This window comes from Streptomyces sp. NPDC058796 (assembly GCF_042745235.1).
In the GTDB taxonomy this organism is placed as follows: Bacteria; Actinomycetota; Actinomycetes; order Streptomycetales; family Streptomycetaceae; genus Streptomyces.
In genome coordinates this window covers 129,856-154,783 of record NZ_JBHYOP010000005.1, presented here as the reverse complement: position 1 = coordinate 154,783, position 24,928 = coordinate 129,856, and the positions used below count along the sequence as shown (strand labels likewise).

The following is a 24,928-nucleotide window of genomic DNA, read 5'->3' as shown; positions in this document are numbered from 1 at the left end:
ATGAGCCACCGCATGTCACGCAGCGTTGTGGGAAGGTGCTGCGTTGGTCTGTGCCGCGGGGGTGGTGCGGGCCTTGGCACTGTACGGACGACCTGGGCTCATCCCGCCCGGGCGCACCAGAGACTGGAACCACCCGTGAGCAAGGACGCCGTCGCCACGGCACAGGCCGCTGCCCACCCACAGGCGGCCGAACGACCCGCGGACGCGGGCGACGCCGGCTACAGCAAGGACCTCAAGGCCCGCCACGTCAACATGATCGCCATCGGCGGCGCGATCGGCACCGGCCTCTTCCTCGGTGCCGGCGGGCGCCTGCGCGACGCCGGACCGGCGCTCGCGATCGCCTACCTCGTGGCCGGCGTCTTCGCCTTCTTCGTCGTCAAGGCGCTGGGTGAGCTGGTGCTCTACCGGCCCTCGTCCGGATCGTTCGTGTCGTACGCGCGCGAGTTCCTCGGCGAGAAGGGCGCCTACGTCGCCGGCTGGATGTACTTCCTGAACTGGTCGACGACCGGGATCGCCGACATCACGGCGATCGCGCTGTACACGCACTACTGGAGCATGTTCACGAGCATCCCCCAATGGGTGCTCGCCCTGATCGCCCTCGCGGTGGTCCTGGCGGTGAACCTCATCTCCGTGAAGATCTTCGGCGAGATGGAGTTCTGGTTCGCGATCGTCAAGGTCGCCACCCTCGTCGCCTTCATGCTGATCGGCATCTTCCTGCTCGCCACCCAGCACGAGGTGGCCGGGCAGACCCCGGGTCTGGGCATGATCACCGACCACGGCGGCATCCTCCCGCACGGCGTGATGCCCGTGGTCCTCGTCATGCAGGGCGTGATCTTCTCCTACGCCGCCCTGGAGCTGGTCGGCGTCGCCGCCGGCGAGACCGCCGAACCGCACAGGATCGTGCCCCGCGCGGTGAACTCGATCATGTGGCGGGTCGCCCTGTTCTACGTCGGCTCGGTCGTCCTCCTGGCCCTGCTGCTGCCGAGCTCGCTCTACTCGGGCGACGAGAGCCCCTTCGTCACCGTGCTGTCGGGGATCGGTGTACCGGCCGCCGGTGACGTGATGAACCTCGTCGTCCTCACCGCCGCGATGTCGTCACTGAACTCCGGCCTGTACTCCACCGGCCGCATCCTGCGCTCCATGGCCATGGCGGGCTCCGCGCCCAGGTTCACCGGCGTGATGAGCCGCAGCCAGGTCCCCTACGGCGGCATCCTGCTGACCTGCGCGGTCTGCGTCCTCGGTGTCGGACTGAACTACCTGGTGCCGAACAAGGCCTTCGAGATCGTCCTGAACGTCGCTTCCCTGGGCATCATCAGCACCTGGGTGATCATCATGGTCTGCCACCTGGTGTTCGTGCGCCGGGCGCGTGCGGGACTGGTCGAACGGCCGCGCTTCCGGCTGCCCGGCAGCCCCGTCACGGAGATCGTCACGATCGCCTTCCTGCTGGCGGTCATCGGCCTGATGTGGAACGACGAGGAGGTCGGCCGCAAGACCGTGCTGCTGGTGCCGGTGATCGCGGTGATGCTGGTGGCCGGCTGGTTCGGCGTCCGGCGCCGCGTGGCGCGCAACGCCGAGCAGGAGCTGTCGGCGCTGCGGAAGTAACGGCCCGGGGCCACTGTCAGTGGTGGTCCCTACGGTGGGGTCATGTCGGAGACCATGGAGATCCGGCCCGACGCTGTCGGCTACCGCCAGCTGATGCCGCAGTACTTCGCTGTCCTGCCGGAGGTCCGCGGCCACGGCTTGGGGCGTCTGCTGTGGCGCGCGGCCATGCACTGGGGGCAGAGTCACGCCGCCGACTACCAGCTGCTCCAGACGGAGGTGGGCGGGGCATCGGACCGTCTGTGCCGCGCGGAAGGCCTCACGTCGCTCGGCTTCGTCTGTACGCGAAAGGTGTGACAGAGGGAGGCGGAGGCCGCTCCGCTCGCCACCTCTGCGGCGGATGGGCGGGGCCTCTTCCCGCCGCCGTTCGATGATCCAGTCCGGGTGATCACTAGGCAGTCGTCGCCGTACCCTCCAGCCGGTCCGAGTCCGGCCGGTACTTCAGGCGCAGGTCGTAGTGGGAGACGTCCTATCCGCCGTTGCCGTAGGCCGGGTAGTAGGGGTCGCCGATGCCCGGCGCGCCGGGGGAGTGGGCCGCCGCCGAGGCCTGGATCGCCAGCAGGACGGAGGCGGCGCCCAGTGCGCCCGGCACGATGATTCTGCGGTGCACGAAAGCTCCAAGTCGTAGGGACACGGGATCTGTTCGGAGCCTACTCAGCTCCTGCGCGCCCGGCCATGTCCACCGCCACCCCTGTCACACCATCGCCATCCGGCCGACATGGGACCCCCTGCCGTCACGAGGCCCGCGGCCGTCACGCGTCCCCGAACGCCCTCTTCTGCACGGGAGTTGACCGATGTACCGTCCGCGCATGCCGATACGCACGCGCTTCACGACCTGGAGACCGCTCGCGACGGCGGCCACGGCCGCACTCATGGCAACCTTGCTCACGCCCGTCGCCACGGCCCACCCCGCGACCCCGCGGCAGAGCGAACCGGTGCACTCCTACGACGACGCCATCCGCGAGGCCGTCTGGGTGGACACCGGGTACGACGGGGACGGCGACGGTGAGGACGACCGCGTCGCCGTCGACATCGTCCGCCCCCGCGAACCCGCCGCAGTGGGCCGCAAGATCCCCGTCATCATGGACGCCAGCCCGTACTACTCCTGCTGCGGGCGCGGCAACGAGAGCCAGAAGAAGACCTACGACGCCGACGGGAACGTCGTCGGGATGCCGCTGTACTACGACAACTACTTCGTGCCGCGCGGCTACGCCTTCGTCGGCGTCGACCTGGCCGGAACCAACCGCTCCGACGGCTGTGTCGACGTCGGCGGACGTTCCGACGTCCGGTCCGCGAAGGCCGTCGTCGACTGGCTCAACGGCCGCGCGAAGGCCTACACCAGCCGCACCGGCGGCGAGCGCGCCGAGGCCGACTGGACCAACGGCAGGACCGGCATGATCGGCAAGAGCTGGGACGGCACCATCGCCAACGGCGTGGCCGCGACCGGAGTCGAGGGCCTGGAGACCATCGTCCCGATCGCCGCCATCTCCTCCTGGTACGACTACTACTTCAGCCAGGGCGCCCCGCTCTACGACTCCGGCCCCGACTGGCTCTCCGACTACGTCAACAGCCCCGACGCCCGCGCACACTGCGACGCCGTGCAGCAGAGGCTCGTCGACGGTGCCCCGCGCACCGGCGACTGGACCCGGCTGTGGTTCGAGCGCGACTACGTGAAGGCCGCGAGCAAGGTGAAGGCGAGCGTCTTCCTCGTCCACGGCATGCAGGACCTCAACGTCCGCATGCAGCACGTCGGACCGTGGTGGAACGCCCTCGCGAAGAACGGCGTCGACCGCAAGATCTGGCTCTCCCAGACCGGCCACGTCGACCCCTTCGACTTCCGCCGGGCCGAGTGGGTCGACACCCTGCACCGCTGGTTCGACCACGAACTCCTCGGCTACGACAACGGAATCGACCGCGAGCCCATGGCCGACATCGAACGCCGGCCGGACCAGTGGGAGACGTCCAGGACCTGGCCGCCGAGCTCCACCGCCACCACCACCCTGCGCCCCGCCGACGGTGACCGGCCGGGCGTCGGCACCCTCGGCCTGCGCCGCGACCGCGGCACCGAGACCTTCAGCGACGACCCGGCGCTGAGCGAGACCGACTGGGCCGCGCACATCGACGAGCCGACCCCGGGCAAGGCCGGCTTCGTCACCGGCCCGCTCACCCGCGACCTGCGCCTGTCCGGCACCTCCGAGGTCACCGTCACCGCGCGCTCCAGCACCCCGACGGCCCACCTGTCCGCCGTGCTCGTCGACCTCGGCCCCGACACCATCCGCGACTACGCCGACCGCGGCGAGGGCGTCACCACCCGCACCGACCGCACCTGCTGGGGCCCGAGCACCCCGGGCGACAGCTCCTGCTACCTGGAAACGGCTGCGAAGACCACCGACGTGGACTACACGGTCGTCAGCCGCGGCTGGGCCGACCTCGGCAACCACGCCTCCAAGTGGCACGGCCGCCCGCTCACCCCCGGCAAGGCGTACACCGTCACCCTGGACCTCGCGGCCACCGACCACGTCGTCCCCGCCGGCCACCGCCTCGCGCTGATCGTCGCCGGCACCGACAAGGACCTCATCGACCCGCCAGCCGACACGCCGACCCTCACGCTGGACCTCTCCCGCACGTCGGCACGCGTACCGTTCGTCGGCGGCACGGCCGCGTTCGCCCGGGCCACCGCCGGGACGGCAACCGCGGCACCCGCGCCCACGCCCCTCGACGGCGTGAACGCCCCGCACACCACGCACCGCGTCCCGAAGGGAGCCCGATGAACCGCCTGCGCACCCTCACCGTGACCACCGCGGCCCTCGCCGCGTCCCTCCTCACCGCCCCGGCCCACGCCGCCGCCGGCCACGAGCCGCCCCGCACCGGCTTCGAGGAGACGCACGGCGCCCGCTGGACCACCCAGCCCGAGGAGCAGGCGCTGCTGGCCGCCGCCGACCGGGCGAGCGACCGCGTCAGCGTCGACCGCATCGGCACCACGAAACAGAACCGGCCGCTCCAGCTGGTGACGATCGGCAGGCCCTCCGCCCCCAACAAGGTGCTCCTCGTGTGCAGCCAGCACGGCGACGAACCCGCCGGCCGCGAGGCCTGCCTGTCCACCGTCCGCGACCTCGCCTGGGCCAAGGACCGGCGTACCCGGCACTTCCTCGACCGCACCACCGTGCTGGTCCTGCCCACCGCCAACCCGGACGGCCGCGCGGCGAACACCCGGGGCAACAGCGACGGCGTGGACATCAACCGCGACCACCTCTCCCTGAGGACCGCCGAGGCCCGCGCCCTGGCCGCCGTCGTCCGCGACCGGCGCCCCGACGTCCTCTACGACCTGCACGAGTACGGTGCCACACCCCCGTACTACGACAAGGACCTCTTCGACCTCTGGCCCCGCAACCTCAACACCCACACCCGCGTCCACGACGAGGCGCAGGCACTCTCCGGGAAGTACGTCCGTCCCGCCGCGGACGAGGCCGGTTACTCGACCGGCACCTACGGCATCTGGACCGACCCCGAGACCGGCGACCCCATCAAGCAGACCGCCGGAGACGGCCAGGAACGCATCCTGCGGAACATGTCCGGCGTGAAACACGCGGTCGGCCTGCTCATCGAGAGCCGCGTCGACCCGCTCACCGACGCCGAACGCGAGGACCAGGCGCTGAACAACCGACGTCGGGTGGACTCGCAGCTCGCGGCCCTGGACGGCATGTTCCGCTACGCGGACCAGCGGCGCGGACGCGTGGAGGCGGCCACGGCGACCGCCCGGTGGTCCGGGCTGACCGACACGGGCCCCGTGTACGTCGGCGGAGCGGACAACGACCCGGCCGAAGCCACCGAGGTCATCCAGGACCCGCCCTGCGGCTACCGGCTGACCGCTGCCCAATACACGGACATCCGGGACGAACTGGTCCTGCACGGTGTACATGCGCGCTCGGCCGGGGAGGAGGGCGCCTACGTACCGCTGCGCCAGCCACTGCGCGCCCTCGTGCCGCTGCTCCTCGACGAGCGGGCGACGTACCACTTGACGGTGGGTGAACCCGACACCCGCTGCTGAAAGGGTGAGTTCTGCGTCGCACGTGGTAATGGCGTAGCGGAGGAGTATTTTCAGCCTCACCGACTTGAAAGGTGCCGCCTGTGACGCAGGACCGACCAAGCGACAAGGAACACCACGAAAGAGGAACGCTGCCGGGTTCGGAAGCGGGCCTGCCGGGCCAGGAGCACAAACCGCGGACCGACCGCGTCGTCTTCGGCGTCACCGCCGTCCTGACCCTCGCCTTCGTCCTCTGGGGCGCCATCGGCACCGACTCGCTGGAGGACGCCTCCGGCACCATGCTCGGCGGACTGATGCACAACGGCGGCTGGGCGTTCGTGCTGGCGGCCTCCGGGTTCGTGATCTTCGCCCTCTGGCTCGCGGCCAGCCGCTACGGCCGCATCCACCTGGGGGCCGAAGGTGAGGAACCCGAGTTCCGCACGGTGTCCTGGGTCGCCATGATGTTCAGCGCGGGCATGGGCATCGGCCTGATGTTCTGGGGCGTGAGCGAGCCGCTCGCGCACTACGACACCGCCCCGCCCGGCACCTCTCCCGCCGACTCCGGCGACCGCATGGAGACGGCCATGGCCACCACCCTGTTCCACTGGACGCTCCACCCGTGGGCGATCTACGCGGTGGTCGGCCTCGGCATCGCCTACAGCACCTTCCGCAGGCGCCGCCGGCAGACCATCAGCGCCGTGTTCACCCCGCTCATCGGCACCAAGCACGCCAACGGCACCGGTGGCCGGATCATCGACATCCTCGCCATCATCGCGACGGTCTTCGGCTCCGCGGCCTCCCTCGGTCTCGGCGCCCTCCAGATCGGCTCCGGCGTGGAGAAGCTCGACTGGATGGACAAGGTCAGCACCGGTCTGCTGGTCGGCATCATCGCGGTGCTGACCGTGGCGTTCGTGGCCTCGGCGATCTCCGGCGTCGAGAAGGGCATCCAGTGGCTGTCCAACACCAACATGGTGCTGGCGCTGCTCCTGGCCGTCTTCGTGTTCGTCGCCGGTCCGACCATCCTGATCCTCGACCTGCTGCCGACCTCGGTCTTCACCTACCTCGGCGACCTGCCCGAGATGGCCGGCCGCACCGAGATCAGCGGCGGCGAGGGCGTCGCGGACTGGCTGAGCAGCTGGACCGTCTTCTACTGGGCGTGGTGGATCTCCTGGACGCCGTTCGTCGGCATGTTCATCGCCCGCATCAGCCGGGGCCGGACCATCCGCCAGTTCATCGGCGGCGTCATCCTCGTGCCCAGCACGGTCAGCCTGGTCTGGTTCGCCATCTTCGGCGGCTCGGCCATGCGGCTCCAGGAGCAGAACCGGCTCGGGGACGAGACCACCCCCGAGGGCCGGCTCTTCGCCGTCCTCCAGGAGTACCCCATCGCCACCGCCACCAGCCTGCTGGTGATGATCCTCGTCGGCATCTTCTTCGTCTCCGGCGCCGACGCGGCCTCCATCGTGATGGGCACCCTCTCGCAGAAGGGCGCGCTGGAGCCCAACCGCTGGGTGGTCGTGTTCTGGGGCGTGGTGACCGGCGCGGTCGCCGCCATCATGCTCCTGGTCGGCAGCGGCGAGGGAGACGCACTGACCGGACTGCAGAACCTCACGATCCTCGCGGCGGCACCCTTCGTCATCGTGATGATCGGCATGTGCGTCGCCCTCATGCGGGACCTGCGCCGCGACCCCCTCATCGTGCGCGGCGAGATGGCCTCCGAGGCCGTCGAGATGGCCGTCATCGAGGGCCACAAGCAGTACGAGGGCGACTTCGAGATCCGCATCGGTCCGGGCACCGGCCCGGACGTGGAGGGAGACCCGATCGGCAAGCACCACTGAGCCGGAGGACGGGTGAACGGGCAGGGGCCGGCACGCACCGCGTGCCGGCCCCTCCCCGTGGAGCAACCGCCCGCACCGTCAGCCGGACGCGAGCTCGGCAGCCTCCCGTGCACAGCCCCAGGCCACGGTGACGCCCCCGCCGCCGTGACCGTAGTTGTGCACCAGCACCCGCCCGTCCGGCAGCGACTCGCGCTCCAGCCGCACCGCGTCCCGCGCCGGCCTGAGCCCCACCAGATGACCGAGCACCCGCGCCCCCGCGATCTCCGGCCGCAGCGCCGCACACCGCCGCACGATCGCCTCCGCGACCGCCGGGTCCGGCTCGTCCGCCCAGACGTCTTCCTCGGCCGTGCCGCCCAGCAGGAGCCGGCCCGGCTGCGGCAGGAAGTACGCCACCTCCCCGGACACCGGGTCGGTGGAGACCAGCCAGGTGTCGACACCCGGGTTCTCCACCACGACCAGCTGCCCGCGCACCGGCCGCACCGACGGGTCCGGCACCAGCTCCCGGGCGCCCAGGCCCGTGCAGTTGACCACCACCGGCGCCTCGACCTCGTCCAGACGGTCCACGGCGCGGTTCTCCAGCACCCCGCCCGCCGCCGCGAACCGCTCCCGCAGCCACGACAGGTGCGCCGGCATGTCGATGAGCGGCAACCGCGCCCACAGCCCCGCTCCGCCGTACTCCTCGGCGGTCGCCGCGCGCAGCCCCGGCAGCCGGGCGGCGGCCCAGGCGTCCACCTCGTCCAGGCCGGTCTCGCCCAGCACCCCTTCGACCATGCGTACGCCGGTCACTTCGGGCCGCGCCGCCAGCTCCTCGTACACGTCCAGCGACCGCAGCGCCCACGCCCGAGCCAGCGCCACCGGTTCGACGCGGTACGGCCACCACAGGCCGCCGGCGACCGCCGAGGTGGTCCGCTCGGCGGCCTCTCTCGTCCACAGCCGTACCCGCCTGCCGCGCTCGGCGAGCACGACGGCCGTCGTCAGGCCGACCACCCCGCCACCGACCACGACGGCTTCGTCACCCAGTTCGGTTTCCATCCGGGGACGTTAGCGAACATGCCAAGGCGTGCGCAGACCGGCCCCGAGGCGGGAATACTCACCGCATGGCAGCCGAGTACGCGACCTTCGGCCTGGCACCGGCGACGCGGGCCGGCGGGGTCCTCGCCGACGGTGACTACCAGGTCCACCGCGACTTCATGGACTTCGTCGTCGACGGACGCCCCCTGCTGTTCCGCCTGTCCGACCTCGACGCCGTCTCCCCGCTCGCCTCCGACGTGCCACCCGCGATCTTCACCGCACAGGTCCGCGGCCTGCTCCTGGAGACCGAGGCGCCCCTGCCCGGCGGCCGTTACGTCATCTACGGCTGCCCCGAGTGCGCGGACCTCGCCTGCGGCGCGGTGACCGCCGTGATCGTGCGGGACGGCGGCGACTTCGTCTGGCGGGACTTCGCCTGGCAGACCGGCGACCACGCCGACCTGGAGTTCAACGGCTACCACGGCATCGGCCCGTACCGCTTCCCCGGCGCCGAGTACCGGGCCGCCCTCGCCGCCCTGCTCGACGGCGACCGCACCGCGCACACCCGCCGCCGGGTCCTGCTCATCGGCGCCCGCGTCGCCCTGCTCGCCAGACTCGCCGCCGCGCTGCGCGCCATCGGCATCGGCGCCGACATCACCGGGGACGCCGGGGCCGTACCGGCCGAGGAGCTGCGTGCCTACGGCGCGGTCGCCTTCGGCACCGGGGCCGACGCGGAACAGCGGTCAGCCGTACGCCGTGCCTTTACCGACGCAGGGGTGGACGTGCCCCACGTCGACGGCCTCGCCCCGATCGTGCCGCTGCTCGTCGCCCAGATCGAACACGCCCTGGACGACGGCCCGGCCGGGCGGCGCCGGCTGACCCGGCTGACGGCTACCGGCACCGCCGCGGACGTCGAGGTCACCTCGCCCTGCCGGGTACGGCTCACCGCGTACCGCGTCGACCGGCTCCACCGCACCCGCGTCCACGAGGTCTTCGACGGAGTGCTCGGACCGGGCACCCACCGCGTCACCCTCGACGCCGGGACGGTGAAGGGGGAGTCCTACCTGGTGGCCCGCGCTCCCGGAAGCGTGCTGGTGACGGCGGTGACGCCCCCGGAACCCGGCTGAGCGTGCGGCGGACCGCCGCTAGGATCGACGGTCTGATGACTGCCACCCTCGTCGCCAAGAACCTCGCCGCCGGCCACGGCGACCGCTCCCTGTTCGCCGGACTCGACCTCGTCGTGGCCCCCGGCGACGTGATCGGTCTCGTCGGAGCCAACGGCGCGGGCAAGTCCACCCTGCTGCGGATGTTCGCCGGGCTGAGCGCGCCGGAGGAGGGCGAGCTGCGCCTGTCGCCGCCCACCGCCACCGTCGGACACCTCCCGCAGGAGCCGGAACGCCGGCCCGGTGAGACCGTCCGGGCCTTCCTCGCCCGCCGCACCGGCGTCACCGAGGCCCAGCGGGCCATGGACGAGGCCACGCAGGCCCTGGTCGACGCGGTCCCCGGCGCCGACGACGCGTACGCGACGAGCCTGGAGCGCTGGCTGGCCCTCGGCGGAGCCGACCTCGACGAACGCGCCGAGGAGACCGCCGACGCGCTGGGCCTGACGGTCGGGCTCGACCAGCCGATGACGTCCCTGTCCGGAGGCCAGGCCGCCCGCGCCGGCCTCGCCTCCCTCCTCCTGTCCCGCTACGACGTCTTCCTCCTGGACGAGCCGACCAACGACCTCGACCTGGACGGACTGGAGCGCCTCGAACGCTTCGTCACCGGCCTGCGGGCCGGCACCGTCGTGGTCAGCCACGACCGCGAGTTCCTCACCCGCACCGTCACCAGGGTCCTGGAACTCGACCTCGCCCAGCGCCGGATCAGCCTCTACGGCGGCGGCTACCAGGGCTACCTGGAGGAACGCGAGGTCGCCCGCCGCCACGCCCGCGACGAGTACGAGGAGTACGCCGACAAGCGCGCCGCCCTCCAGGACCGGGCGCAGATGCAGCGCACCTGGATGGACAAGGGCGTCAAGAACGCCCGGCGCAAGGCGGGCAACGACAACGACAAGATCGGCCGCAAGTTCCGCAGCGAGGCCAGCGAGAAGCAGGCCGCCAAGGCCCGCCAGACCCAGCGCATGATCGAGCGCCTGGAGGTCGTCGAGGAGCCGCGCAAGGAGTGGGAACTGCGGATGGAGATCGCCTCGGCGCCCCGCTCCGGCGCCGTGGTGGCCACCTTGCGCGACGCCGAGGTCCGCCGGGGCGACTTCGTCCTCGGCCCGGTCTCCCTCCAGATCGACTGGGCGGACCGGGTCGCGGTGACCGGAGCCAACGGCGCGGGCAAGTCCACTCTCCTCGGGGCCCTCCTCGGCCGCGTCCCACTGGACGCCGGACACGCCGCGCTCGGCTCCGGCGTCCTGCTCGGCGAGGTGGACCAGGCGCGCGAGCTGTTCCACGGGCCCGAGCCGCTGCTGGACGCCTTCCGCGCCGCCGTCCCGGACACGGAACCGGCGGACGTCCGCACCCTCCTGGCCAAGTTCGGCCTGAAGGCGGACCACGTCATGCGCCCGGCGGCGACCCTGTCACCGGGCGAGCGCACGAGGGCCGCCCTCGCGCTCCTCCAGGGCCGGGGCGTCAACCTCCTGGTCCTCGACGAGCCGACCAACCACCTCGACCTCCCGGCCATCGAACAGCTGGAATCGGCCCTGGACGCCTACGAGGGCACCCTCCTCCTGATCACCCACGACCGCCGCATGCTGGACGCGGTCAGGGTGACCCGCCGCCTGGAGGTGACGGACGGCAAGGTGGCGGAGCGCTAGCACCAGCCGCGCCCCTCCGGCGCCTACGCCAGCCCGGCCCGCCGCAACGCGTCGGCCATCGCCCCATTGGAAGGCGCCGGCGCCGCAGAGGCCCTCCCCTTGCCGCCGGTGGCCTTCCGCTGCCGAGGCGGCTTCCCCTCACGCTCCTTCTTCTGCTCCCCCTGGGCGGCAGCCTCGTCGTCCAACCGCAGCGTCAACGAGATCCGCTTCCGCGGAATGTCGACGTCCAGCACCTTCACCTTCACGATGTCCCCGGGCTTCACCACGTCCCGCGGATCCTTCACGAACGTCTTGGACATCGCGGACACATGCACCAGACCGTCCTGGTGCACACCGACGTCCACGAACGCCCCGAAGGCCGCCACGTTCGTGACGACCCCCTCCAGCACCATCCCCGACGACAGGTCGGAGATCTTCTCCACGCCCTCCTTGAAGGTGGCCGTCTTGAAGGCCGGCCGCGGGTCGCGCCCCGGCTTCTCCAGCTCCCGCAGGATGTCGGAGACCGTCGGCAGACCGAACGTCTCGTCCACGAAGTCCGCCGGCTTCAGCGACCGCAGCACGGACGTGTTGCCGATCAGCCCGGCCACCTCCTGCCCGGCGGTCTTCACCATCCTGCGCACCACGGGGTACGCCTCGGGGTGCACGCTGGAGGCGTCCAGCGGGTCGCTGCCGCCCCGGATCCGCAGGAAGCCCGCGCACTGCTCGTACGCCTTGGGACCGAGCCGCGACACCTTCTTCAGCTCGGTCCGCGAGGAGAACGGGCCGTTCGCGTCACGGTGCGCGACGATGTTCTCGGCGAGTCCGGAGGTGATGCCGGAGACCCGCGCGAGCAGCGGCGCCGACGCCGTGTTGACGTCCACGCCCACGCCGTTCACACAGTCCTCGACGACCGCGTCCAGTGAGCGGGACAGCTTCACCTCGGACAGGTCGTGCTGGTACTGGCCGACGCCGATCGACTTCGGGTCGATCTTCACCAGCTCGGCCAGCGGGTCCTGGAGCCGCCGGGCGATCGACACGGCGCCGCGCAGGGAGACGTCCATGTCCGGCAGCTCCTGCGAGGCGAAGGCGGAGGCGGAGTACACGGAGGCGCCGGCCTCGGACACCATCACCTTGGTCAGCTTCAGCTCCGGGTGCTTGGCGATGAGCTCCCCGGCGAGCTTGTCGGTCTCGCGGGACGCCGTGCCGTTGCCGATGGCGATCAGCTCGACCGCGTGCTCCTTCGCGAGCCGCGCCAGCTTGGCGATCGCCTCGTCCCACCGGTTGGCCGGCACGTGCGGGTGGATCACGTCGGTGGCCACGACCTTGCCGGTCGCGTCGACCACGGCCACCTTCACACCCGTACGGAAGCCCGGGTCCAGGCCGAGCGTCGCGCGGGTGCCCGCCGGTGCGGCCAGCAGCAGATCGCGCAGGTTGGCGGCGAAGACGTTCACCGCCTCGTCCTCGGCGGCCGTGCGCAGCCTCAGCCTCAGGTCGATGCCGAGGTGGACCAGGATGCGGGTGCGCCAGGCCCAGCGGACCGTGTCCTTCAGCCACTTGTCGCCGGGCCGGCCGCGGTCGGCGATCCCGAACCGGCTCGCGACGACACCGTCGTACGACGACGGACCGTCGGTGGCCTCCTCGGGCTCCAGGACGAGGTCGAGCACGTCCTCCTTCTCGCCGCGCAGCATGGCGAGGACGCGGTGCGAGGGCAGCTCGGTGAACGGCTCGGCGAAGTCGAAGTAGTCGGCGAACTTGGCGCCGGCCTCCTCCTTGCCCTCCTTCACCCTGGCCACGAGCCGCCCGCGTCCCCACATCCGCTCGCGAAGCTCGCCGATCAGGTCGGCGTCCTCCGAGAACTTCTCGGTGAGGATCGACCGGGCCCCGTCCAGGGCGGCCTGCGGATCCGCCACGCCCTTGCCGGCGTCCACGAACGCGGCAGCGGCGGCCAGGGGGTCCACCGACGGGTCGGCGAGCAGGCCCTCGGCCAGCGGCTCGAGCCCCGCTTCGCGCGCGATCTGCGCCTTCGTCCGCCGCTTCGGCTTGAACGGCAGGTAGATGTCCTCCAGCCGGGCCTTGGTCCCGGCCGTCCGGATGCGCGCCTCCAGCTCCTCGGTGAGCTTGCCCTGCTCGCGCACCGAGTCGAGAATCGCCGCGCGCCGCTCCTCCAACTCCCGCAGATAGCGCAGCCGCTCCTCGAGCGTGCGCAACTGCGCGTCGTCGAGCATCTCGGTCGCTTCCTTGCGGTAGCGGGCGATGAAGGGCACCGTCGAGCCGCCGTCGAGCAGCTCCACCGCGGCCTTCACCTGCCGCTCCCGCACGCCGAGTTCCTCGGCGATCCTGCCTTCGATGGACCTCACGTCGCTGGACGCGCTGGACCCGGGTGTCGTCACGATCCCGTACCGCCTTCTCACTGAGGTTGCGCGGCAATTGTGGCAGGTGACACCGACAATCGGGGATCAGGGCGGCACCCGGGCCCGTCGCGACCGGGTCGCACCGCAGCCGGCATCAGACCCTGCGGCCGCGGGTGGCGGACGACGCGCCGCCGAAGAGCCGGGCCAGGGCCCGGAAAGGAAGCGTCACGACGGTGGCGATGGCGCCACCGATCTGGCGCAGTACGTCTGCGATGGCACGGAACACGGAAAGCCCCTCTCGTCTCCCCGGCCCCTCCGGCCGGGGAGAGTACGGGTACCTCCTCATCGGCGCGGCATGCTCACCAACGGCCCGTGATCCACGACTCATGCCCGCGAGCCCCGCCCCGGAGCCCCGGACGCGCGACCCTCGCCCCGCCGCGCCCGCGAAGCGGGGCCGGCCCCCGGCGTGCGCCGTGCGATGTTCTCAGCGCTTGCCGAACAGGTCCGCCGGGAAGGCGCCCGCGCCGACCGCCTTGCGGGCGAAGGCCGACGCGAGGTCCGTCAGGCGCGCCACACCCTCCGCCCCCAGGTGTGTGTAGGGGGCCGCGTCGAGCCGGTCCGTCTCCTGTTCGATCCCGTCGCGCAGTGCCGCCCCGCGATCCGTCAGCTCTCCGGCGTCGTCGACGAGGCCGCGCCCGCGCAGCCGGTCCACCGCCGCGTCCCACTCCTCCCGGGACCAGCCACGGGTGCTGAAGACCCACTTCGGCGCCATGCCCCTGCCGGTCGCGGTGTGCGTCACCAGCGCCTCCAGACCGTCCAGCCCGGCCGCCGCCAGCGCGAGGAGGTGACCGTCGCCCCGGTGTTCGCGCAGCAGCGTCGCCGCGTGCCACAACGCCAGGTGCGGCGCGTCGGGCACGGGCAGGTCGGCGTGGGCCGAGTACAGCGGGCGCGCACCGCGCGAGCAGGCCTCGGCGGCGCGCAGCGCCAGAGCGGCCGCCTCCGCCATCTCCGCCGACGACACGGTCTCCTCGCCGAGCAGCCGGCGCAGCGTCGCGTCGACGGCATGCTCGCGCGCCGCCAGCGCCTGCCGGGGCGCCACGGTGTCCCACACGGCGGGCACGTGCCGGGCGACGAGGTCGTGCTTGTAGTTGTAGAACACCGCCGTCACGGTGCCGGCGCCGACCGGCCCGAGCGCGGCGGCGCGCACCGCGAAGTTGACCGCCCGGGGGTCGGTGACCCCGAGGACGCTCAGCTCCCGGTCCGTGTCGGGCGAGAAGTAGTGCGTCGAGTGCAGCGAGTTGAGCGCGTTGTGGCAGCGGCGGCCGGCGCGGGCGTCGATGGCGGCAGTGGTCATGTCCGGCACATTACCAACCGCTCAGTACGTCATCCAGGGCTGATGCGGGCGCGTGCGGCATGGCAGAAAAGGTGGGGTACGCGTCATTGCGGACGTTCGAGCCCTGGGCGAAGAATCGACGCATGGCCCAGCGAACCGTCCTCGTCGTCCTCTTCGACGACGTCCAGAGCCTCGATGTCACCGGCCCCGTGGAGGTCTTCGCGGGCGCGGAGAAGCACGCGCCGGGGACGTACCGCATCCGTACGGCCTCGCTGGACGGCGCTCCCGTACGCACGTCCAGCGGTCTGACCGTCGTACCGGACGAGTCCCTCGCCCCGGCCTCGGAAGACCCGGACACCCTGGTCGTCCCGGGCGGCCAGGGAACCCGGCACCCCGACCGGCACCTGATCGAATGGCTGCGCGCGCACGGCCCCCGCGCCCGGCGCCTGGTCTCCGTGTGCACGGGAGCGATCCTGCTCGCCCGGGCGGGACTGCTGGACGGTCGCCGCGCGACCACCCACTGGGCGTACTCGGGCCGGCTCGCCCGCGACCACCCGGCCGTCGACATCGACCCCGACCCGATCTACATCCGCGACGGTCACGTCGCCACCTCCGCCGGTGTCACCTCCGGCATCGACCTCGCCCTCGCCCTGGTCGAGGAGGACCTGGGCCGGGACGCCGCCCTGACCGTCGCCCGCCACCTGGTGGTGTTCCTGCGCCGGCCCGGCAACCAGGCCCAGTTCAGCGCCCAGCTCGCAGCGCAGACCGCGCGGCGCGAGCCCTTGCGTGAGGTCCAGCAGTGGATCACGGAGCACCCCGGGGCCGACCTGAGCGTCGAGTCGCTCGCCGCCCGCACCGGCTTCTCGCCCCGCCACTTCGCCCGGGCCTTCCAGGCGGAGACGGGCACGACACCCGGCCGCTACGTCGACCGGGTCCGGCTGGAGCACGCGCGACGGCTGCTGGAGGACACGGCGGACGGCGTCGAAGAGGTCTCCCGCGCCAGCGGGTACGGCACGCCGGAGGCCATGCGGCGCGCCTTCGTCAGGACCCTCGGAACCTCACCGGCCGAGTACCGTCGTCGCTTCCGCCCGGCACCCGTCCGGTGACCCCCGTACCACCATCACGCCGACCGGAAGGAAACCCGTGCAGATCGCGATCGTCCTCTTCGACCGCTTCACCGCCCTGGACGCGGTGGGACCGTACGAGGCCCTCAGCCGCATCCCGGACGCGGAGACGGTGTTCGTCGCCGAGCGGACCGGTCCTGTCCGCAACGACACGGGCAGCCTGGCGCTGACCGCCGACCGGACCCTTTCCGACGTGCCGCACCCGGACGTCGTCGTCGTGCCCGGCGGTCCCGGACAGGACGCGCAGATGGACAACGCGCCCCTCTTGGAGTGGCTCCGCGCGGCCGACGCCACCAGCATCTGGACCACCTCGGTCTGCTCCGGTTCCCTGCTGCTCGCCGCCGCGGGTCTGCTGGACGGCCGCCGCGCCACCTCGCACTGGCTGGCCCTGGACCTCCTGAAGCGGTTCGGCGCCGAGCCGACCGGGGAGCGGGTGGTCACCGACGGCAAGTACGTGACGGCGGCCGGCGTCTCCTCCGGCATCGACATGGGCCTCACCCTGGTCGGCCGGATCGCCGGTGACGAGCACGCCCAGGCCGTTCAGCTGCTGACCGAGTACGACCCCCAGCCGCCCTACGACGCGGGGTCCCCCGAGAAGGCGCCCGCCCATCTCGTCGAGGAGTTCCGCACCCGCAACCGGTTCACCCTGACGTAGGCGCGCTCCCCGGGACCCGCCAGCCGAACTCCGGCTGCCTGCGCTCAAGGAAGGCGGCGACCCCCTCCGTGAGGTCGCCGCTGCCGCGTGCCTGCGCCGTCCAGTACGCGTCCCGGTCGGTGCGCCCGTCCGCGAACTCCTTCGCCGCGGCCTGCGTCAGCTGCGAGCGGGACGTGAGGGTCCGGGTGAACTCCGCCACCCGCTTGCCGAGTTCGCCCTCCGGCAGCACCTCGTCGACCAGGCCCGTGCGCAGCGCCCGCCCGGCGTCGATCAACTCCCCGGAGAACAGCAGGTACTTCGCGGTGGCCGGCCCGGTCAGCGCTGCCAGCCGCCGGGTCGAGGACGCCGGATACACGACCCCCAGTTTGGCCGGAGTCACCCCGAACAGCGCCGACTCCTCGGCGAACCGCAGGTCGCAGGCGGCCGCCAGCTGCGTCCCGCCGCCCACGCAGTGACCGCGGACCGCCGCCAGCGTCGGCTTGGGGAAGGCGGCCAGGGCCTCCTCGGCCAGCACGGCGAGCCCCTGTGCCTCCTCCGCGGACTCCCGCAGGGTCGAGATGTCGGCCCCGGCGCAGAACGTGCCGCCCTCACCGGTGAGCACCAGCGCCCGCACCGCCGGGTCGTCGGCCAGGGCGTCGAGGAGTTGCGGCAGCGCCCGCCACATCCGCGCCGTCATGGCGTTGCGCTTGGCCGGGTGGTGGACGACGACGGTCGCGACCGAGTCGGCGACCCGGTGCAGCAGCTGGGGCTCCATGCGCCGGATGCTATCCGCCGACCCGTTGGGTTCGTACGGACGGTGTGAGCGGAACAGGAACGGTCCCACAACTGACCGTGTCATACGCCAACGATCAGAACCGTTCGATACCAGCTGACTTGTGTTCAGTCATCCGGAGGGGAGCGACGCGTTCCCAACACTCAGGGGTGTGGTGACAATCGAGCCCAGGGGTGGCGACCGGACGATGGACGAGACCGGGCCCGCCGGGCCGCTGCCGTACGAAGGCGTCTGGCGGTTCACCGCCCCCGCCGTGGAGGCGTCGGTCCCGCAGGCGAGGCACGCCGTGCGGGACCTGCTGGTGCGCCAGGGCGTGCCGGTCTCCGACGACGTGACGCAGGGACTGCTCCTGATCGTCTCGGAACTGGTCACCAACGCCGTCCGGCACGCGGCGGTGCTGTCGCCGGTGCTCGCCGTGGAGGTCGCCGTCGGGCCCGAGTGGGTGCGGGTGTCCGTGGAGGACAGCCACCCCTACCGCCCGACCGCCCTGGAGGCCGACCACGGGCAGACGGGCGGGCGCGGACTGCTCCTGGTCCGGGAGATCACCCGGGAGGCGGGCGGGGCGTGCGACGTGGCCCACACGGCGAGCGGCGGCAAGGTGATCTGGGCCGCCCTGCCGCTCAAGCACGCCCTGCGGTAGGCGGGCTCACCAACCGGCCGAGGGGCCCGTCAGTTCACGGACGGCGGGCCGGGCCGCGTCCAGCACGGTCATGAACCACGCCGAGAACATGTCCTTCGCGTGCCGCTCGGACAGCTCGGCCGGGTCCACGAAGGCGGTCTCGGCCACCTCCTCCGGGTCGGGCCGCAGCGCGGCCTGCACCAGACCGACGAAGAGGTGGTTGTACTCCTGCTCCACCAGCCCGGAGGCCGGGTCGGGGTGGTTGTAGCGCACGGTGCCGGCCTCGGCGAGCAGCGAGGGGGAGACGCCGAGCTCCTCGTACGTCCGCCGGGCCGCCGCCGCGAAGGGCGCCTCACCGGGGTAGGGGTGGCCGCAGCAGGTGTTGGACCACACACCGGGGGAGTGGTACTTGCCCAGCGCCCGCTGCTGGAGCAGCAGCCGGCCCCGCTCGTCGAAGAGGAACACGGAGAAGGCGCGGTGCAGCCGTCCCGGCGGCTGGTGCGCGGAGAGCTTCTCCGCGGTGCCGATCGTCGCGCCGTTCTCGTCGACCAGTTCCAGCAAGATCGCGTCTGCGGTGCCGTTCGACGAACTGTGCGTCTCGGTGGCAGGAGTGATCGGCATACCCATCCTTCAACTCGGTCCTCGCGCCCCAAGTGTGCCGTACGAATCCGGCACTCTCGGCACTTCCCGGCACTCCGCATGTCCCGCGCGGCGGCGCGGGCGGCGGTCTGACCGGTCGGACGCCGAGGTGGGGCCGAGGGTTGATCATTCCCGGCGGCGCGGTCCGGGAACCGTCGGGGACGCGACCGGGAAGGGTGGCGCGGAGGGCGGAAGCGCACGGGCGGAGGACGGGGCCCGTTCGGGCGGAGGACGGGACGCGCTCGGGCGGCGGACGGCCGCACTCCACGGCGCGTACCCCCTACGTGCGCGCCCCCTGGCCCGTCCGCCGGGCCTGGCCCGTCCGCCGGGGCCGCGCCGGTCTCAGTGGCACAACCTGGCCTCGTGCTCCGCGTGCCCGCCGGGCTCCAGCTGGAAGGTGCAGTGCTCCACGTCGAAGTGGTCGCCCAGGCAGCCCTGCAACTCGTGCAGCATCTTCTCGTGGCCGATCGCGCTCAGCACCTCGCCGCTGACCACGACGTGCGCCGACAGCACCGGCATGCCCGAGGTGATCGTCCAGGCGTGCAGGTCGTGGACGTCCTCGACGCCGTCCAGCGCCAGTATGTGGGCGCGCACCTCGGCGATGTCGACGTCCTTGGGCGCAGCCTCCAGCAGGACGTCCAGCGTCTCGCGCAGCAGCCGTACCGTGCGCGGCACGATCATCAGTCCGATGACCAGCGAGGCGATCGGGTCGGCCGCCTGCCAGCCGGTGGCCAGGATCACCAGCGCGGAGACGATCACGGTCAGCGAGCCCAGCGCGTCCGCCGCCACCTCCAGGAAGGCGCCGCGCACGTTGAGGCTCTCCTTCTGCCCCCGCATCAGCAGGGTGAGCGACACCATGTTGGCGACCAGGCCGATCGCGCCGAAGACGACGGCCAGCCCGCCGTCGGTGCCGGCGGGCGTGATGAACCGTTCGATCGCCTCGAAGAGGATGTAGCCCCCGACCCCGAGCAGCAGCAGACAGTTGGCCAGGGCGGCGAGGATCTCCGCGCGGGCGTACCCGAAGGTCCGCCGGTCGCTCGGCGGCCGGTTCGCGAAGTGGATGGCCAGCAGCGCCATGCCGAGGCCCAGCGCGTCCGTGGCCATGTGTGCCGCGTCGGCGACCAGGGCGAGCGAGTCGGCGAGCAGACCGCCGACGACCTGGACGATCATGACGAAGACGGTGATCGCCAGCGCCACCCGGAGCCTGCCCCGGTACGCGGCGCTCGCCGTCCCGCCGCCGTGCGCCCCGTGCGCATGCCCGTGATCGTGCCCAGCCCCCATGAGAAGCCGCCTCCCTGTGCGTCCGTCGTCCGGCGTCCGGCGTCGCGCCCGGCGTCCGGACGACAGTCAACTACGGGTAGGGGGTATCGGGCAACGCGGCACTGAACACCGTTGTCATCTGCCCTGACCTGCGAAAACGTTGTGCAGGTCAGAGTGTTCGAAGCGGCCCGGTCAGTCGGTCCGGAGGAGGTCGGCGGGCGGCGGCGGGGGCATGGCCCTGACCCAGGGCGCGTGTCCGTCGACCCTGTGCGATGTCCGCGATGTCCGGTCTGGGGGCGCGGTTTGTGGGGCGGGCCCCGCATCCACGATGATGATCGAGGCCAAGGCGGGTGCAAGCGGCGTCGACCGACCGTGAAACGGGCGGTGAACACGGCGTTCCGGGCATCCGATAACCTCTGCCGACATGCCACCCGGGTGCCGCAGGCGCGGGCGCCCCACCATGCACAGGCCCGGCGCCCAGGCGTCGGCACCCAGGGAGTGAGTTCGGTTGTCGACCGCCATCCTCACCGGTCAGCTGGTCCCCGGTTCGTCGATCGAGAGCGAGCTGCGGTCCCTGGGCTTCGGCGTCGAGCACGCCCCGGACGCCGCCGACGCCGAGACACTGCTGGCCCGGGTGCCGGCCGGAGAGCGGGTCGCCGTGGTCGACGCCCGCTTCGTCGGCCACGTGCACGCCCTGCGCCTCGGTCTCACCGACCCCCGCTTCCCGCTCGCCGCGATCCCGGGCGCCGTGACCGCCCAGCCGGAGGCCCGCCAGACCCTGACCCGCGCCATGGCCCGGGAGCACTCGGCGAACGGCGCCACCGCGCACGCCGGCGCCGCGCCGGCGAAGCCGGACGCGGGAGGCCCCGAGGGCCTCGCCGACCGGATCACCGCCGCCCTCGACGCCGACGGTGCCGATGTGCACCGCCCCGAGCTGGGCAGCCTCGTCGCCGCCGTCCCCGCCGGCCCGCAGGCACGCAACGAGGCCCGGCAGGCCGTCTCGGTCGTCGACGACGAGGCGGTACGCCTGAAGTCGGCCGTGAAGGCCCGCGACGGCTTCGTCACCACCTTCTTCATCAGCCCCTACTCCCGCTACATCGCCCGCTGGTGCGCACGCCGTGGACTGACCCCCAACCAGGTCACCACCGCCTCCCTGATCACCGCGCTCATAGCGGCGGGCTGCGCGGCCACCGGCACCCGCGGCGGCTTCGTCGCCGCCGGCGTCCTGCTCATCGCCTCGTTCGTCCTCGACTGCACCGACGGTCAGCTGGCCCGCTACTCCCTGCAGTACTCCACGCTCGGCGCCTGGCTGGACGCCACCTTCGACCGGGCCAAGGAGTACGCCTACTACGCGGGCCTCGCCCTCGGTGCCGCCCGCGGCGGCGACGACGTGTGGGCCCTCGCCCTCGGCGCGATGGTCCTCCAGACCTGCCGGCACGTCGTCGACTTCTCCTTCAACGAGGCCAATGTCGACAGCACGGCCGCCACCGCCAACACCAGCCCCACCGCCGCGCTCTCCGACCGGCTCGACAGCGTCGGCTGGACCGTCTGGGTACGCCGGATGATCGTCCTGCCCATCGGCGAACGCTGGGCGATGATCGCCGTGCTGACCGCCGTCGCCACCCCCCGCATCACCTTCTACGCCCTGCTGATCGGCTGCGCCTTCGCCGCGACGTACACGACGGCCGGCCGGGTGCTGCGCTCGCTGACCCGGAAGGCGTCGCGGACCGACCGGGCCGCGACGGCGCTCGCCGACCTCGCCGACTCCGGCCCGCTCGCCGGGACCGTCGCGAAGGGCTTCGCGAAGCCCGCCCGCCGCCTGCCCGGCTTCACCGCCCCCGCCGTCGCCCTCCTCGGCGGCCTCGCCGTCGTCGCCACGGCCGCCCTCACCGACTTCGGCGGTCCCTGGCCGGCGGTCGCCGCGCTCGTCTACGTACTGACCTCCGCCCTCGCCGTCGCCCGCCCCCTCAAGGGCGCCTTCGACTGGCTGGTCCCGCCCTTCTTCCGTGCCGCCGAGTACGGCACCGTGCTGGTCCTCGCGGCCAACGCGGACGTGAACGGGGCGCTTCCTGCGGCTTTCGGGCTGGTGGCCGCGGTCGCCTACCATCACTACGACACGGTCTACCGCATCCGCGGCGGTGCGGGCGCGCCACCGCAGTGGCTGGTGCGGACGATCGGGGGGCACGAGGGCCGCACGCTGCTGATCACCGTGCTGGCCGTGCTGCTCACCGCCACACAGTTCAAAGTCGCGCTCACGGTCCTCGCCGTGGCCGTGGCACTCGTGGTGCTCGTCGAGAGCATCCGCTTCTGGGTCGCCGCCCACAGGGGCGGCGCGCCCGCCGTACACGACGAAGGAGAACCCGCATGATCGGCCTCGTGCTGGCGGCCGGCGCCGGCCGGCGTCTGCGCCCCTACACCGACACCCTGCCCAAGGCACTGGTGCCGGTCGGCCCCGAGGGGGCGGAGGACAGCATCACGGTGCTGGACCTGACCCTGGCGAACTTCGCCGAGGTCGGCCTGACCGAGGTCGGGATCATCGTCGGCTACCGCAAGGAGGCCGTGTACGACCGCAAGGAGGAGCTGGAGCGCAAGTACGGCGTCAGGCTCACCCTCATCGACAACGACAAGGCCGAGGAGTGGAACAACGCCTACTCCCTGTGGTGCGGCCGTGACGCCCTCAAGGACGGCGTGATCCTCGCCAACGGCGACACCGTGCACCCGGTCTCCGTCGAGAAGACCCTGCTCGCCGCCCGCGGCGACGGCAAGAAGATCATCCTCGCCCTCGACACGGTGAAGAACCTCGCCGAGGAGGAGATGAAGGTCGTCGTCGACCCCGACAAGGGCGTCCAGCGCATCACCAAGCTCATGGACCCGGCCGAGGCGACCGGCGAGTACATCGGCGTCACCCTCATCGAGGGCGAGGCCGCCGCCGACCTGGCCGACGCCCTGAAGACCACCTTCGAGCGCGACCCGCAGCTCTACTACGAGGACGGCTACCAGGAGCTGGTCGACCGCGGCTTCAAGATCGACGTGGCACCGATCGGCGACGTCAAGTGGGTCGAGATCGACAACCACGACGACCTCGCCAAGGGCAGGGAGATCGCGTGCCAGTACTGACGAGGCTCATCCCGTCGCCGGTCGTCGTCGACATCCGCGCGGGAGCACTCGACGACCTGGGATGTGTGCTCGCCGACGAGCGCATCTCCCACTCGGGCAAGCTCGCCGTCGCCGTCAGCGGCGGCTCGGGCGCCCGGCTGCGCGAGCGCGTCGCCCCGTCCCTGCCCGGCGCCGACTGGTACGAGGTCGGCGGCGGCACCCTGGACGACGCGATCAAGCTGGCCGGTGCCATGAAGGCCGGTCACTACGACGCGGTCGTCGGCCTCGGCGGCGGCAAGATCATCGACTGCGCCAAGTTCGCCGCGGCGCGCGTCGGCCTCCCGCTGGTCGCCGTGCCGACGAACCTCGCGCACGACGGCCTGTGCTCTCCGGTCGCCACCCTCGACAACGACGCGGGCCGTGGCTCCTACGGCGTGCCGAACCCGATCGCGGTCGTCATCGACCTCGACGTGATCCGTGCGGCACCGGGCCGTTTCGTGCGGGCGGGCATCGGCGACGCCGTCTCCAACGTCTCCGCGATCGCGGACTGGGAGCTGGCCAACCGGGTCAAGGGCGAGCGGATCGACGGTCTGGCCGCCGCGATGGCCCGCCAGGCGGGCGAGGCGGTCCTCCGTCACCCGGGCGGCATCGGGGACAACGAGTTCCTCCAGGTGCTGGCCGAGGCGCTGGTGCTCAGCGGCATCGCCATGTCGGTCTCGGGTGACTCGCGTCCGTCCTCCGGCGCCTGCCACGAGATCAACCACGCCTTCGACCTGCTCTACCCGCAGCGCGCCGCCGCCCACGGCGAGCAGTGCGGCCTGGGCGCGGCCTTCGCGATGTACCTGCGCGGCGCCCACGAGGAGTCCGCCCACATGGCCGGGGTGCTGCGCCGGCACGGGCTGCCGGTGCTGCCCGAGGAGATCGGGTTCACGCCGGACGAGTTCGTCCGGGCCGTGGAGTTCGCCCCGCAGACGCGGCCCGGCCGTTACACGATCCTCGAGCACCTCGACCTCAAAACCGACCAGATCAAGGACCTGTACGCCGACTATGTCAAGGCCATCGGTAGCTGAACTCCGTCCGGTCGTCCACCCCGCCGGGGTCAAGGACCGGCGCAGCGGTGAGCACTGGGCGGGACGCCTCTACATGCGTGAGGTCTCGCTGCGGATCGACCGCTACCTGGTGAACACCAGGATCACGCCCAACCAGCTCACGTACCTGATGACCGTCTGCGGCGTGCTCGCGGCCCCGGCCCTGCTGGTGCCGGGCATCACGGGCGCCGTGCTCGGCGTCGTGGCGGTCCAGCTGTACCTGCTGCTGGACTGCGTCGACGGCGAGGTCGCGCGCTGGAAGAAGCAGTACTCCCTGGGCGGTGTCTACCTCGACCGGGTCGGCGCCTACCTCACCGACGCCGCCGTCCTGGTCGGCCTCGGCCTGCGCGCCGCCGACATCTGGGGCACCGGGCGGATCGACTGGCTGTGGGCCTTCCTCGGCACCCTGGCCGCCCTCGGCGCCATCCTGATCAAGGCCGAGACCGACCTGGTCGGCGTCGCCCGGCACCAGGCCGGGATGCCCCCGGTCAAGGAGGCCGCGTCCGAGCCCCGCTCCTCGGGCATGGCGCTGGCCCGCCGGGCCGCCGGTGCGCTCAAGTTCCACCGGTTGATCCTCGGCATCGAGGCGTCGCTGCTCATCCTGGTCCTCGCCATAGTCGACGCGAGCCGCGGTGACCTGTTCTTCACCCGGCTCGGCACCGCCGTACTCGCCGGCATCGCGCTGCTTCAGACCCTGCTGCACCTGGTGTCCGTCCTCGCCTCCAGCAGGCTCAAGTGAGTGC

20 protein-coding genes and 2 pseudogenes are annotated in these 24,928 nt (G+C 72.2%); 14 read left to right on the top strand and 8 right to left on the bottom strand.

Features of this window, described 5'->3' with window-relative positions; genetic code table 11:
- Window positions 1-135: 135 nt before the first annotated feature.
- Window positions 136-1,602 carry an amino acid permease gene (locus ACFW47_RS14935; RefSeq protein WP_386278167.1) on the top strand — a complete coding sequence of 489 codons (1,467 nt, stop codon included), beginning with the start codon at window positions 136-138 and terminating at the stop codon, window positions 1,600-1,602.
- Between the two features lie 54 nt (window positions 1,603-1,656).
- Window positions 1,657-1,896 (top strand): annotated as a pseudogene (locus tag ACFW47_RS14930) (GNAT family N-acetyltransferase); the annotation flags it as partial.
- Between the two features lie 103 nt (window positions 1,897-1,999).
- Here the strand turns inward: ACFW47_RS14930 and ACFW47_RS14925 are convergent.
- Window positions 2,000-2,209 (bottom strand): annotated as a pseudogene (locus ACFW47_RS14925) (M1 family peptidase); the annotation flags it as partial.
- Window positions 2,210-2,408: 199 nt separating this feature from the next.
- Here ACFW47_RS14925 and ACFW47_RS14920 point away from each other — a divergent pair.
- The 3 genes from ACFW47_RS14920 to ACFW47_RS14910 all read left to right on the top strand — a co-directional run bounded on the left by ACFW47_RS14920 (window position 2,409) and on the right by ACFW47_RS14910 (window position 7,458).
- Window positions 2,409-4,370 (top strand): Xaa-Pro dipeptidyl-peptidase, encoded by a 1,962-nt coding sequence (locus tag ACFW47_RS14920; RefSeq protein WP_386305976.1) that lies wholly within the window; start codon window positions 2,409-2,411, stop codon window positions 4,368-4,370.
- Window positions 4,367-5,647 (top strand): M14 family metallocarboxypeptidase, encoded by a 1,281-nt coding sequence (locus tag ACFW47_RS14915; RefSeq protein ID WP_386278163.1) that lies wholly within the window; start codon window positions 4,367-4,369, stop codon window positions 5,645-5,647. Before ACFW47_RS14920 ends, ACFW47_RS14915 begins: the two co-directional genes overlap by 4 nt.
- 80 nt (window positions 5,648-5,727) lie before the next feature.
- Window positions 5,728-7,458, top strand: a complete 1,731-nt coding sequence (locus ACFW47_RS14910) for a BCCT family transporter (protein ID WP_386278161.1) — start codon at window positions 5,728-5,730, stop codon at window positions 7,456-7,458.
- A gap of 78 nt (window positions 7,459-7,536) precedes the next feature.
- On the opposite strand, the gene ACFW47_RS14905 is transcribed toward ACFW47_RS14910, so the two are convergent.
- Entirely contained in the window at window positions 7,537-8,490 is a 954-nt protein-coding gene (locus ACFW47_RS14905; RefSeq protein ID WP_386278159.1) for an FAD-dependent oxidoreductase, read from the bottom strand.
- 65 nt (window positions 8,491-8,555) lie between these two features.
- Between ACFW47_RS14905 and ACFW47_RS14900 the strand changes: the two genes are divergently transcribed.
- Both ACFW47_RS14900 and ACFW47_RS14895 read left to right on the top strand, forming a co-directional pair.
- Entirely contained in the window at window positions 8,556-9,593 is a 1,038-nt protein-coding gene (locus ACFW47_RS14900; RefSeq protein WP_386305975.1) for an oxidoreductase, read from the top strand.
- A gap of 35 nt (window positions 9,594-9,628) precedes the next feature.
- Window positions 9,629-11,269: an ABC-F family ATP-binding cassette domain-containing protein gene (locus ACFW47_RS14895; protein WP_386305974.1), complete on the top strand. Its 1,641-nt coding sequence runs from the start codon at window positions 9,629-9,631 to the stop codon at window positions 11,267-11,269.
- Window positions 11,270-11,292: 23 nt separating this feature from the next.
- Here ACFW47_RS14895 and ACFW47_RS14890 read toward each other — a convergent pair whose 3' ends face one another.
- From ACFW47_RS14890 to ACFW47_RS14880, 3 genes are all read right to left on the bottom strand, one after another.
- A complete protein-coding gene (locus tag ACFW47_RS14890; protein WP_386305973.1) occupies window positions 11,293-13,638 on the bottom strand; it encodes a Tex family protein in 2,346 nt (781 codons plus the stop codon).
- Window positions 13,639-13,753: 115 nt separating this feature from the next.
- A complete protein-coding gene (locus ACFW47_RS14885; RefSeq protein WP_257003040.1) occupies window positions 13,754-13,885 on the bottom strand; it encodes an LPFR motif small protein in 132 nt (43 codons plus the stop codon).
- A gap of 198 nt (window positions 13,886-14,083) precedes the next feature.
- Complete coding sequence (locus tag ACFW47_RS14880; protein ID WP_386278149.1) at window positions 14,084-14,953, bottom strand: hypothetical protein; 870 nt, start codon at window positions 14,951-14,953, stop codon at window positions 14,084-14,086.
- 122 nt (window positions 14,954-15,075) lie between these two features.
- On the opposite strand from ACFW47_RS14880, the gene ACFW47_RS14875 reads away from it, so the two are divergent.
- Both ACFW47_RS14875 and ACFW47_RS14870 read left to right on the top strand, forming a co-directional pair.
- Complete coding sequence (locus ACFW47_RS14875; protein ID WP_386278147.1) at window positions 15,076-16,038, top strand: GlxA family transcriptional regulator; 963 nt, start codon at window positions 15,076-15,078, stop codon at window positions 16,036-16,038.
- A gap of 37 nt (window positions 16,039-16,075) precedes the next feature.
- The gene (locus tag ACFW47_RS14870; protein ID WP_386278145.1) at window positions 16,076-16,711 is read left to right on the top strand and encodes a DJ-1/PfpI family protein; all 636 of its coding nucleotides are present in this window, start codon (window positions 16,076-16,078) and stop codon (window positions 16,709-16,711) included.
- Here the strand turns inward: ACFW47_RS14870 and ACFW47_RS14865 are convergent.
- A complete protein-coding gene (locus tag ACFW47_RS14865; RefSeq protein WP_386278143.1) occupies window positions 16,698-17,465 on the bottom strand; it encodes an enoyl-CoA hydratase/isomerase family protein in 768 nt (255 codons plus the stop codon). The genes ACFW47_RS14870 and ACFW47_RS14865 overlap by 14 nt on opposite strands.
- A gap of 205 nt (window positions 17,466-17,670) precedes the next feature.
- On the opposite strand from ACFW47_RS14865, the gene ACFW47_RS14860 reads away from it, so the two are divergent.
- Window positions 17,671-18,123: an ATP-binding protein gene (locus ACFW47_RS14860; protein ID WP_217254077.1), complete on the top strand. Its 453-nt coding sequence runs from the start codon at window positions 17,671-17,673 to the stop codon at window positions 18,121-18,123.
- A 6-nt stretch (window positions 18,124-18,129) separates the two neighbouring features.
- Here the strand turns inward: ACFW47_RS14860 and idi are convergent, their stop codons facing one another.
- Together idi and ACFW47_RS14850 are read right to left on the bottom strand one after the other, a co-directional pair.
- Window positions 18,130-18,723 carry an isopentenyl-diphosphate Delta-isomerase gene (gene idi, locus ACFW47_RS14855; RefSeq protein WP_386278141.1) on the bottom strand — a complete coding sequence of 198 codons (594 nt, stop codon included), beginning with the start codon at window positions 18,721-18,723 and terminating at the stop codon, window positions 18,130-18,132.
- A gap of 360 nt (window positions 18,724-19,083) precedes the next feature.
- Entirely contained in the window at window positions 19,084-20,022 is a 939-nt protein-coding gene (locus tag ACFW47_RS14850) for a cation diffusion facilitator family transporter (RefSeq protein WP_386278139.1), read from the bottom strand.
- 487 nt (window positions 20,023-20,509) lie between these two features.
- Between ACFW47_RS14850 and ACFW47_RS14845 the strand changes: the two genes are divergently transcribed.
- From ACFW47_RS14845 to ACFW47_RS14830, 4 genes are read left to right on the top strand one after another with little or no spacing between them, the layout of a single operon-like run.
- Window positions 20,510-22,369 (top strand): DUF5941 domain-containing protein, encoded by a 1,860-nt coding sequence (locus ACFW47_RS14845; protein ID WP_386278137.1) that lies wholly within the window; start codon window positions 20,510-20,512, stop codon window positions 22,367-22,369.
- Window positions 22,366-23,118, top strand: coding sequence for a sugar phosphate nucleotidyltransferase (locus ACFW47_RS14840; protein ID WP_386305972.1), 753 nt, complete (start codon window positions 22,366-22,368; stop codon window positions 23,116-23,118). The genes ACFW47_RS14845 and ACFW47_RS14840 overlap by 4 nt, the downstream gene beginning before the upstream one ends.
- The gene (locus ACFW47_RS14835) at window positions 23,106-24,167 is read left to right on the top strand and encodes an iron-containing alcohol dehydrogenase family protein (RefSeq protein ID WP_386278132.1); all 1,062 of its coding nucleotides are present in this window, start codon (window positions 23,106-23,108) and stop codon (window positions 24,165-24,167) included. Before ACFW47_RS14840 ends, ACFW47_RS14835 begins: the two co-directional genes overlap by 13 nt.
- Complete coding sequence (locus tag ACFW47_RS14830; RefSeq protein WP_361210689.1) at window positions 24,145-24,924, top strand: CDP-alcohol phosphatidyltransferase family protein; 780 nt, start codon at window positions 24,145-24,147, stop codon at window positions 24,922-24,924. Before ACFW47_RS14835 ends, ACFW47_RS14830 begins: the two co-directional genes overlap by 23 nt.
- The last annotated feature ends 4 nt before the right edge of the window (window positions 24,925-24,928 follow it).